General features: G+C 59.1%; 7 protein-coding genes. 1 reads left to right on the forward strand and 6 read right to left on the reverse strand.

Features of this window, described 5'->3' with window-relative positions; translation table 11 throughout:
- Positions 1-337: 337 nt before the first annotated feature.
- The 4 genes from AC07XM_RS27395 to AC07XM_RS27410 all read right to left on the reverse strand — a co-directional run bounded on the left by AC07XM_RS27395 (position 338) and on the right by AC07XM_RS27410 (position 7,602).
- The gene (locus tag AC07XM_RS27395; RefSeq protein ID WP_004577310.1) at positions 338-3,064 is read right to left on the reverse strand and encodes a DEAD/DEAH box helicase; all 2,727 of its coding nucleotides are present in this window, start codon (positions 3,062-3,064) and stop codon (positions 338-340) included.
- Positions 3,061-5,019: a phospholipase D-like domain-containing protein gene (locus AC07XM_RS27400; RefSeq protein WP_004577309.1), complete on the reverse strand. Its 1,959-nt coding sequence runs from the start codon at positions 5,017-5,019 to the stop codon at positions 3,061-3,063. Before AC07XM_RS27400 ends, AC07XM_RS27395 begins: the two co-directional genes overlap by 4 nt.
- Entirely contained in the window at positions 5,016-6,398 is a 1,383-nt protein-coding gene (locus tag AC07XM_RS27405) for a hypothetical protein (protein ID WP_023102082.1), read from the reverse strand. Before AC07XM_RS27405 ends, AC07XM_RS27400 begins: the two co-directional genes overlap by 4 nt.
- A 241-nt stretch (positions 6,399-6,639) precedes the next feature.
- Positions 6,640-7,602, reverse strand: coding sequence for a DNA-binding protein (locus tag AC07XM_RS27410; protein ID WP_004577307.1), 963 nt, complete (start codon positions 7,600-7,602; stop codon positions 6,640-6,642).
- An 87-nt stretch (positions 7,603-7,689) separates the two neighbouring features.
- Between AC07XM_RS27410 and AC07XM_RS27415 the strand changes: the two genes are divergently transcribed.
- Complete coding sequence (locus AC07XM_RS27415; protein WP_024717480.1) at positions 7,690-8,793, forward strand: site-specific integrase; 1,104 nt, start codon at positions 7,690-7,692, stop codon at positions 8,791-8,793.
- A 112-nt stretch (positions 8,794-8,905) separates the two neighbouring features.
- Here the strand turns inward: AC07XM_RS27415 and AC07XM_RS27420 are convergent, their stop codons facing one another.
- The gene (locus AC07XM_RS27420; protein WP_004577305.1) at positions 8,906-9,676 is read right to left on the reverse strand and encodes a DUF6602 domain-containing protein; all 771 of its coding nucleotides are present in this window, start codon (positions 9,674-9,676) and stop codon (positions 8,906-8,908) included.
- Positions 9,677-9,848: 172 nt separating this feature from the next.
- On the reverse strand, positions 9,849-10,544 hold the full coding sequence (locus tag AC07XM_RS27425) for a hypothetical protein (protein WP_004577304.1): 696 nt from the start codon (positions 10,542-10,544) through the stop codon (positions 9,849-9,851).
- Positions 10,545-11,305: the final 761 nt, after the last annotated feature.

Here is an 11,305-nt window from a genome sequence, read left to right on the forward strand (position 1 = left end):
AAAGATTGCCATCCGCATCATCGCATCATGTTGTGGACTGCCGGTGCGGTTTTCGCACTCGGGCCTTCAGCATCCGCTAACGGCTATCGACTCGCATTTGCCCTCCGCAATGTACGGTTGTGAAAAGTACTAAAACGCACTTTTCAATCCTCACGCAAGCCGCATTGGGCTTGTGCTGGATTGGCAGAAGGATGATTCATTCACCCCACTACTGTGGTGGAGTTCGGGCAAGCGCATTGCAAGCCTTATGTTAGAGGCTTTCTGCCATACCCACAACCAACGCACGGTCATGCATCAGGTTTCAGGCGCACACAATCAGATCCTCATGTGCTTGCAGCTACTGTTGGCCCAGCTTGGTAAACACGGCACCATAAGGATCCTGCAAACGCTCATCGCTGATGGGTAGCGGTCTGCGCAGAAAGCTACGCCACTGCTGCGCGTCACTGATCCTTAGCTGTTTGTCGAAGTGCACCTGTACGCACGCATCCATTTGCTCTTCCACCTGATGCTTGCGCTCGATGAACGAAGCAACCTGGTCTTCATCAACCGATCCCTGCAGAAACGGATAGTGAATGCTCAACTCCGCGTTACCTGACCGCTGCAGCCGCTGGTTCACGCAGCCAAACAGGCGATCCAACCGGCCCACGCGCTGCTCATTGTCACCGGGTGAGCCGGCTAGGCCGTAGTGATGGATCTGGTGGCACTGCAAATGCAGGTTGACCCCTTCCTGGAGTACCGAAGTGGACACCAACACGTTGGGATAGAACGGGCTATTGAAGCCGAGGATGAGACGCTGACGACCTTCGCTGTTGTCTCCACTGGCGTACCAGCATGGGCTGGTGAGGCGCTTGAGGCTGCGCCACTCCTCGTCCCATTGATCCAGGCCATGGTCGATGATCTTGCCGCATAGCGTGTCAAACGTTTCCAACGCGGCGGTGAAATAGCGCAGCATCAACGAGCCATCGACCCGTAGGCTTACCCAGTCATGAAAACCACGGTACGCACGCTGCACCTCACGCTCGCGGGTCTGCTGCCGGTATTCGACAAACCAGGCGTAGAGCTCGACGACGACAGGGCTCGCATAAAGAAACCCGGCCTTGATGTAGTTCGCGAAGTTCTCCGCAATCGCCTTGTTGTCGCGCGCCCAGCCTTCGAGCTTGCGATACAACGCCGGCGGCAGGCGCGGTACCAACAGCGACCAGACGCTGTGGAGCGGATGTTCCAGGCGGTCGCGCGGTGCACCTCGCATGCGGGCGGCGGCATCGTGGACCCCCGGCACGTCCCAACCGTGCAAGCGTACGTACTTGGCGGCATTGGCATAGTCGATCCGACCTGTCTCCGCCTTGGCGTAGAACGCGGAGTAACCGCCAGTCAGGTAGTCCGATGCCGGCTCGAGGAACAGTGCAAAGACGCTTTCCGGCTTGCTGAAGCGCAGGCGCACATTGGCGCAATCGGTTTGCCCACCTGAGCCTTTCTTGACCACGAACAGCTCGGCGATGCGCGATGCCAACTGCGTACCCTCCCCCTCGCCCTCGTCTTGCCCTGCCTCCTCGTGCGCGTCCACTTCGGCAAGCGAGTGCTTCACGCCTTCATGAAACTGGGCATAGCCATCGCGTGACCAACCCTGATGACGCCAATGCCTGACTGCGGGATCGTCCGCTTGCTTGCCCCATGCATTGACGATCATTCCGGCCAACAACTCGTCGTAGCGCTCGTTGATGCGCTGGGTCAGTTCACGAACAGAAGGTATACGCCGAACGAAAATCAGGTGCTTCAAGTCCTCGAGCGCAGTGCCGAGGCCATCAGCCGCCTTCGGCACGCACTGGTCGATCATCAAGCCGTACTTGGGGTGATCCGGGAAGGTGTGAAACTGGTCGCGATAGCGACGGGTAAGGTCGCGCAACAGCTCGGTATCGGTAGCCTTTGAGAAATCCTCCACCATCCGGTCTTCGACCGCATCCTGATAATCCGCATCGGCACCAGAATCGATCTGCGGTTTCCAGCCAAACGACTCGAACCCTTCCAGGTAGCCATAAGTGAGACTCTTGTTCTCCTTCTGCCGGCCCAGGTCGGCCACCAGCCGCTTCTGATACAGAGCAAAAAACATCTCGGCATCCGGACGCCCATCGAAGCTCGCAGGTACGGCTTTTTCGTGGCGGTAGTGCCGCTTGCCGTACAAACCGCCCTGTCCCTCCATCAACCGCAGACGCCGCAAGGCATACCGTTGCAGCAACTGACGCGTGCGCTCGGCGCCGCTCATGGCTTCAAGGGCAGGATCACGATCGAGCTGGGTAAAATAACCCAGGATGTTCTGCACATCATCCAACCGGGTATGGCTGGGCGTCGCAGTGAGCAATAGGTTCCAGACACCCAGCCGGCTGTCAGCGTTGCCAAACAGCGCTTTTGCGGCACTCACACGCTGCGATCCACCCGAGACGTTGCGCAGGTAATGCGCCTCATCGACGATGATCAGGTCAAAGCCCGAGGGCCCCAAGTGCTGCTTTAATCGATGATGGCAATTGGCCGCGATACTGCCTGCGCCCTCGGGGCCTTCCGCGCGCCGCTCGGGGCCGAGCAAGCCACTGAGCGCGTAGACCGTGGTGAGGTAAAGCTGCCCCTCATTGTTTTGCACCGACTGCACCAGGTGCTCCAGCTGGTAGCACTCACAGACCGTGGCTACGGGCATGCCATCTTCGGTTTTAACTCGGTCATCGGCTTGGCGAATGTGCTCACGAATGAAGCCTTCGAACTCCCTGCGCCAATGCCCGCACAAATGTCGATTGGGCGCCATTACCAGCACCTTGGCATCAGGCTTGTTTTTCCACAGCCATGCAGCCACACCCAACGCCTGGAAGGTCTTGCCCATGCCGACTTCATCCGCCAGTAGCGCCACTTTGCCCGCTACCAACAGGTTCCACAGGTAGGCCACCCCTTCGGTCTGCTTGGCCGCCATGGATTCGCGATCATCTGCCTGATAGGTCCAGTTGGAATCCTTACGCCCTTTGAAGTTGATCCACTGGGATACGGTTTCAGGGATGAGCACACCCTCTTCAAATCGACTCATGTCCCACCCCACTTGCTTTCCAATCCGCCGAGCTCCTGCTCAAGCATTTGCCGAAAATCATCATTGGTCTCGGCAGGTAACGGTGGCATATCGACCTTCAGTGTCCGCCAACGCGACAAGGCAATCCTGCTGTCATCCTTGGGCAAGCGTTGACGGAGTGCCAGCGCCAACTTGCAGAGCGCGTTAACCTCCTGGACCAGGAACCAGTCGAAAACATTGGGCGTAGATCCACGAAGTCGCTGGCGGGTCTTGTCTACCCATTCCTGCAGGCATCCCGGTCGCACGAACACCCAGTGTTCAAGCACTGACAATCGTTCAACCCCACGCAACCGGGCCGCGAATTGGTAGCTGGCCGTGAATAACCGAAAGTAGCTGATATGCGCAGAGTCTGAACCGTCTTGCTCGCTTGCCACGGCGCCTAGGTCGGCGCTCAGCCCATCAACCTGTGGCTCACCCGTTGCAGATTCGCGGACACGAAATCCGACATCATCCTGATTGGGCACAATATCGATTTGCGCCATGGCGTCGACCAGGCCAACCAAGTCGTCGTACCGCTGCGCGCGTCGGAACTCGGGGGTAGTCTCCAGCAACATGCCGACGAAGCACTCCCGGCCGTCCTTGAGCACCTGGAAGCTGTGATCGAACAACAGTGCATGCACGTGCGCCACCGGCACTCTGCACGCCTTCAATCCGTGGCTTCGTGGTTTCCAGTCGAGCGCGAATGCAGCGTCGATATCCGGCAACTTGATCCTATATCCCTGATCCGGTTCTTGCCCTATATGCCATTGGCCGCGCAGTTGGTAAACCTGCTCCGCCCAGTCGAACTCCACCACGATGTCAAAGGGAAGGTTCTGCGGGATTTTCAACGCTTGCGCCTGTAATGCTTCGTCGCTCAAGAACAATGCCGGGCTGGTGTCCATCGTGGCGCCGAGGACGCTTTCCACTGCACTGTTGTTCGGCAAGATAAAGCCCGCCTCGATGTTGTTGCCGGGTAGCCTTTTACCCCGTGAGTCGAGCAGCGAATTGCTGCCCGCCCGAGTGAAGTTCCACGAGCCGATGGCCAGGTGCGTGGAGGTTTTCCAAAGCTTGGCATGGGTCATCGGTGTGCGCTCATCGACCGTGGTCGGGTTGTGCCGCAAGCGCAACTCATCGTTTGCCAGCAGGTCTCCAAGCGCCTCGGTCCAACCGGTACGCAGGAACTGCCCATCGAGCCGGTCCGGCACCAGGCTGACCTTCATGCGCGCCTGCTCGTAGCTGCTCCTCAGGTGGCTGACGAACAGAGCCAGATCCTTCGGCAGATAAGGGGACCAGACTGCCAGGTGATGGCAAGCACGCTCGCCCAGCAACTGGACGAGAAACGGTTGCCTCTGAAAACTGTGGCAGAACCGCACGGCTGACTCAGCGCTGGCGAACGAGCTACTGCGCCTATTTTCCAAGGGGCACGGTACGCCCACATTTGTGAACAGTGCCTGGAAGAACGCTTTAACGGACTGGTAAAGCGAAAGCGCATTGATCGGCTGGAAGTGGAATACCTCCTGATTGCGCGCCCATCCGCTAAGTGTGAGGTTGGCACTGCCCGCGCCGAGCACGCGCCCCTGCTCACCTTCCAGATAGATCACCTTTGCATGCAACAAGCTGTCTTCGCCAACACCTGGGTAGCTCCATTCCGTTTTTTGCGCAGTACAGACACCGTGCACCTGGAGCGCCGTGCGCTTGTTCTGGTCGGCACCGATGAAACGCCGGTCACAAAAGACCCTGAGGTCGATTTGCTGCTCCGTCAGCGCCAACTGAAGCGCCTCGTACTCCATGCGTGTGCGGGGAGTCTCGGCACCCAGTACGGTTGGCAACACATAGGTTTCGATGAATTCGATATCGATGTTGAAGCTGGTAAGCCAAACCCTGCGCAACCGGCCGCAGGCCTTCACTTGCTCGCTGAATGCTGAATGCAGTTTCATGCCTGGCCGCCCCGATAACCGGTCACCAAATGGTCAAACTGGGGAATGTAGTACGTGTTCACCCAGCGCTGCATGGGCGTATCCTGCGCCTCAGGCAATGCCCTGGTACGAGCACTGAGCTTGACCTTCTCGGCCTGGTCGATTTGAACCCAGGGTATCTGGCCACGCTCGCGCATCACCGTCGCGTGGTAGTCCACCATGCCGAGAAACTGGTCACTGAAGCGTTCCTGACGCGCCAAGCTCATGAGTCGCTCCAGCCGTCGGCGGCCGGTGTGCGAAAGAATGCCGAGCAGTTCTGAATGCGCATCGATACGCGCGGCGGCCGCCGGCAAGGTTGCGGCATCGCGCCCCAGCCCTTGCCAGTGCGCCTCGATTTCGCCAAGGCTCTGGTGCCGGCCATGACAGGCCAGGGTAAACAGCAGATCGACCTGAGCAAGGAGTGGTTCGACCTGCTGCACGTGCACGAGCTTGCGTCGCTCGGGCGTTTCGCTGCAGTTTTTTTCGGCCAGGGCGAACAACTGCTGGATCGGCAGGTGGCCGTCTGGATTGTGTTGAACTTGATCATCCATCACCCGCAGCAGTGCACCCGCAGCGCCCGTGTCGAGGCCAGTCAAGGCTAGCCAGAAGTCGCGCGTGGCAGCGCCTACTTGCGCGGAGTTCGGCAGTGCTCTTCGGTAGGCCTTGATCAGACTGCCCGGTACTTGCTTGAGCGCGCTTCCGCCACCTGCTTTGAAGCGCAGGAAAATCCCCTGCAAATGCATGCGCGCTTCTTGGAACAACCTGTGAAACGGCTCGTGAGTTTGAATCATCCCCTTAACTTTCACCCACAACAGTCCTGCTTCTTGACTGTGGTGGTAGTTGTAGCGGTCGTTGAAGAAGCCTATCTGCATGAACGGTGTCTTATAGCGCCCACTCACACCCAAGCCCAACTGACGCACCAACAGGTGTCCGGCTGGTTGATGGGTGAAGCGCAGAAATGGGTTACTGTCGACCTCCAGACGTGCACGAGCCTTGCTGGCGCCCAGCACGCCTTGACTGTCAACGCCGGTATCGGGCGCAGCAGTCACCATGGCATACGTGAATATGTTCTCCAGATAGACTAGACAAGCCTGGCACAGCGCCAGCCCATGACGTCCTCCTGACTGCTCACGCAATGCTTTGCTCGGGCCGGTATCAACATCGTCGAACAGGTCCTTAATCACTGCATGATGCAGCAGATTGAGCGTGTAGTTTCGTACGTCGTTCGAAACCGAATTGACCCGGTTGCGAAAGATTTCCTGGCCAAAGGCAGACCAGATGGTCAGTACACCCAACGGATCAATCTGGCTGTCGCCACTGAGGTCTTCATCGTATTCAGTCAGGTATTGGCTCAACCGCATGAGGTTTCTCAAGACAAAGGATATCAACAACGCGACCGAGCAGCTGAGATTATGCTACGCCAGTCTCACGATACAGATTTCAAGCGAGGGTTAGGTGCTGCGGGCTACAGGGCAGGCGCGGGTGCAAGGCCTTCGACGCACCTTGTACGGATCGCCGACACCACGCCTCGCGTCAGTCGCGCAGCCCTGTTGCACTCTAGACATGGTATTGCGACCGCTTGCGGTGCTCCTCCCCGACCCATCACCGCTCCTTGATTCTGGACTTACGCAGCTTCGGCGCCTGCTGCTGGACCAGTTGCTGCTCCAGCGTGTCAGCACGCGCCTGCTGGGCCGCGGCCGTATGTCGCACCTCGTCAAGCATTTGCTGCATGGCATGTAAGCGGCCTTCCAGAGCTTGCCGCTGCTGCTCGCCCTGCTCCGCCGCCACTTCGGCCCGCGCCTGCTGGGTGGCTGCCTGGCGCTGCGTCTCGCTCAAGACGTGACGGTCTTGCTCCGATCGTTGCTGAAGTTGGTCGAACTGGCGCTGGAGCTCTCGGCGTTCAACCTGGCGTGTTTTGCTCTCCTCGCGCGCTCGGTCAATTTCGCGGTAGGCGCGCTCCTCGACACCGCGCACGTAGGCTTCTTGTGCCAGCCGAGCCTGCTCGACTTGATGCAGGGTGTCGTGCTGTTCGGCCTGCAGACCATGCAACTGCTGTTGCAAGGTGTCGCAGGCCAATTGCAAGGCGCCACGTTGTTCCTGCAGATCCTTAATCTGCGCCTGACGCTGGGCCAGCAGTAGCTCTAGATCGGTCAGGCGGGTTTCAGCGCTCTGCCGCACAGATATTGCCTCTGCCGTCTGCTGTCGCGCCTGAGCAACGTCCAGCCGGGCGCGGGTATCCAATGCTAGGAGCTCCTCTCTTTCCTCCGCGAGCACCTGCCGCTGGCTGGCCAGTGACTGCTCGACCACGCCTTGAGCCAAGGTGGTCGCCTGCTGCCAGATAGCGACAAAGGCCTGGGCCACTTCCGCCGGCAGTCCGGGCAACCGCGTTTCACCGCGCAGGCGGCCGGCCAACTGTTCCCACCATTGGTCGAGCAAGGCGCCGACCCGCGCCGGGCTGCCGCGACCCAGTTCCAGGCGCACCCGTTCTACCGTCGGCCGCTCGCCACGGGCCAGCACCGCGTCTGCCGCGGCAAACACCTCGCTTTCCGGTACGCCTACCGCCATGCCCTGCCCTCCGCTATATTAGGTCTGATAATGAATGATTATCCGACCTTATTAGATTGAATCTAAATTAATAATACGTAGAACGTAATGAATAATACAGAATCATTGCAGCCATCGATTGACACGCCACTGGCGCCGCACGAGTTGGCGGCCAGCACCCGCGCCGCCGCCGAGGCGTTCATCGCCGCCGGCACCGCCGCCAACACGGTGCGCAGCTACCAGAGCGCCCTCGCCTACTGGTCAGCCTGGCTGCGCCTGCGTTACCGGCGCGCGCTCGGCGACGCTGCCTTGCCGCCGGAGGTCGCAGTGCAATTCATCGTTGATCACCTTGCCCGCCCGGGCGCTGACGGCGGCTGGAGCCACCTGCTGCCCGCAGACCTCGATGCCGCCCTGGTCGCAATGGGAGTCAAGGGCAAGTTGGGAGCACTCGCGTTCAGTACGGTCAGTCATCGTCTCGCCGTGCTGGCCAAGTGGCACCGGTTGAAGCAATGGGACAACCCAACCGAGACGCCGGCGGTGAAGACCTTGCTGCGGGAAGCGCGCAAGGCCCAAGTGCGCCAGGGGGTGGCACAGCGCAAGAAAACTGCCGTGGTCCTGGAGCCATTGCAGGCAATGCTCGCCACCTGCAGCGACGGCGTACGCGGCGTGCGCGATCGCGCCCTACTGCTGTTGGCCTGGAGCGGTGGCGGCCGACGCCGCTCGGAGGTGATCGGCCTGCAGATCGAAGACCTGCGCCGGCTGGATGCCGACACCTGGCTGTACACACTTGGGGCGACCAAGACCGACACTGGCGGCGTACGCCGAGAAAAACCGCTGCAGGGGCCGGCGGCGCAGGCACTGAGTGCCTGGCTGGAAGCAGCACCGGCCTGCCGCGGCCCGCTGTTTCGCCGCCTGTACAAAGGTGGCCGGGTCGCACCGCATGGACTGTCCGGCGACCAAGTCGCGCGGATAGTCAAACGCCGCGCGGCGATGGCAGGTCTTGATGGGGACTGGGCAGCGCACAGTCTGCGCTCAGGCTTCGTCACCGAGGCAGGACGCCAGGGCGTGCCGCTCGGTGAGGTGATGGCAATGACCGAGCACCGCAGTGTGAGCACGGTGATGGGCTACTTCCAGGCGGGCGCCCTGCTTGACAGTCGGGCCAGTAAGCTGCTCGGATCGACACCGGGCGCGAGCGAACCCCCACCAGAATAAGCAGCCAGGTCAAAAGGGGGGGGCGCCTTCTGCGTCTCAACCATGACAAACGCGAAACACTGAAGCGGTTGTGCCACTGAACGATGTAAGCAAGTGCAGCGCATACCTGAGGTTACATGGGGAACAAGTCAATGGCGAAAATAGTTTTGCTGGGAGTACTGTTGTGATAGGACACTCGCGGCACCAACACACCCACGGGCAGACTACTTCTCAAGTGGCGTTCGACGCAGGCATACACAGAGAGGAAGAACCGCTCCAGTGCGTTGATCGCGGTACCTTCGTGATCCTCGTAGAAGTACGAGAGATAGCCCATGGCATCGCGGTCGTGGATAACCATGTCTCTATGCAAATGGTAGGAATGATCTAGGCCGGTGATTTCGTCCGGGAGGAACTGGAAAGTATCATGATCGAACTCCTGATAGCTGCCTGGGTGTCGAAATGAATGAAAGTGCCTGCTGACAGTCCCCAACGTCGGAGCGTTGAACATGAACAAGTACGTCCTCGCCGCCAATCGCAGGTTCTGGAAACTCTGGAAATAGCGAATCACCTCATGAAATCCGGCTCGGTTGATCGAGGTTTTTACTTCGATAATAGCAATCACCGCCTCCGCCGGCACCACAACCACACCCTCTACTCGATAGAACGGGGCATACCGGTGCGAGTCGTAAATCAGAATGTCGCACTGCTTGGATAAACCGCCCGCACTGTCGATGATGAAGCCCTGCTCCACGCTGACCGCCCCCGGCAGGTGGTCTTTGAGGAACTGGCGAAGCACCGCTTCGGCCAGTGCGCCAGTGGTCGGGTTGTGCCGGGTGATGTACACCTTGGCCTGGGCGATCTTGCTGTTGAGTTCCTGACTCGCATGATCAAAGTAGTGACTCATGCCTTCTCCCTTTAAAGGTAAGCTGCAAAGCTGATGGCCGCCGCCGGCCAATCCCCATCGATTGTCGGTATGACGCGCCATCTCGACGAGACGCCGCCGCGCTGGCAGTTGTACGCCTGCGGCAGCTCATCCTGCAGCGCCAACGCAGTGGCTTCCAAAAATTACGCGGAATTCAAAGGTCGAAGATCCGCGAACCGCCAGCATCCACGCGGAAATTTGACCACGCCCGCCGTCCTTGGCGCATTTCCTTGAGGCCGTCCTCACCAAATCGCGCGAGAATCTGCCCAAATAGCTGATCGGGCTCCAGTACTTCCAGGAGCCGGTAGGTGACCAGCGGACGGAGTAAAGACTGATGCTCCAGGGTGGGATCGTGAAACTGCCCTGCGTGCTCGATCAGTGCATGCCCCTCGACCCCTGCCTCCGGGTGATGAATGAGTGACAGTGCATAACGAAGCTGCGGATGTGAGGCCTGAAGACTCAGGATGGTGAGCAAACAGTTTTGCCAACAGAAAGTGGGCTGAGTGAGCATCGGCTTCCTGGCGTGCAGCTCCCGGATGAACGCCGGCGTAGGCGTCACCTGACCTGTAATGTCAATTCCTTGGAGGAACGGCTCCGGAAGCAGTGCAGTTTTCTTGTAGTTGAAGACTACGGCGTCCCCGGTGTAAGTATCCACAATCCGGTAGTGCTGGCCCTTGAAACTGCGCTGAGCCAAGACCTCGGCCTGTTTCAACGACGCAAACCGGCCGAACGGAAGTGGTGCAGCTCCGTTGACATACAGATCAAAGCGGCCAGCGCGACTGACGCCTTCTTCCGAAGGTGCACCCGCAGCGACCGTGGAGAACCACTTGCGAATCCATTGCAACACCATGATCTCTCCCGTGAGACGCCAGCGCTGGCACCGGGTAATCGCTTACTTTTCAGAACACGGAAAATAACACGGCGCTGCTCTTTTGGCACCAAGCGAGCATCTGTTGTTTGCCACTGTAGGTAAGCAAGGCTGACCACAAATAGTGGTCGCCCGGAAAGCCGAATGACCTACACAAGAATCGTCGTTACACCGTATCGCGGATGGAACTGACGGACGCTGCCGCTAGGATAGAAGCGATCACAGTCATGAATCGAGCAATTGCCTGTATCGCCTCCGACCATTTAGAGATCGTGATGCGTCGTGTCACAGCAATGCTCGACGAGCCCTGCAGGATTGCCCACTACTGCCGTTTGGACAATCTTAGACTCAGACCCTGCGCTAGAAAGGTGGTCACCAGAACCTTGTTGTCTCTCCCGAGACCGCGCGTTTATGGTTCGCGCAGCCGCACTTGGTGAAGTATTCGTTGTGGACGTGAAGCGTGGCTATTTGATATCGTCCAGAGCCCTATCTCGCACCTGTCGACATCCACAGTCGGCGTCACGCACTGGAGATGCCATGGAGTGGCCGAAACTCGACCTTAACGTTCCTTTCCGGTTGCTACTGACCTTCAATGCGACGTCTCTCCTAGTAATCGTATTTTTGGTTCAGAAGGGCTACGTGCTGGGGTCTTTTTTTCCTGAGCATTGAATCGCCCCTGGTTTCGTAGACACCTCCAAGCCTCATAATGAGGCCCAAATAGGAGGTGCCATGAGTCGTCAGCG

The organism is Pseudomonas sp. GW460-LB5 (assembly GCF_059423245.1).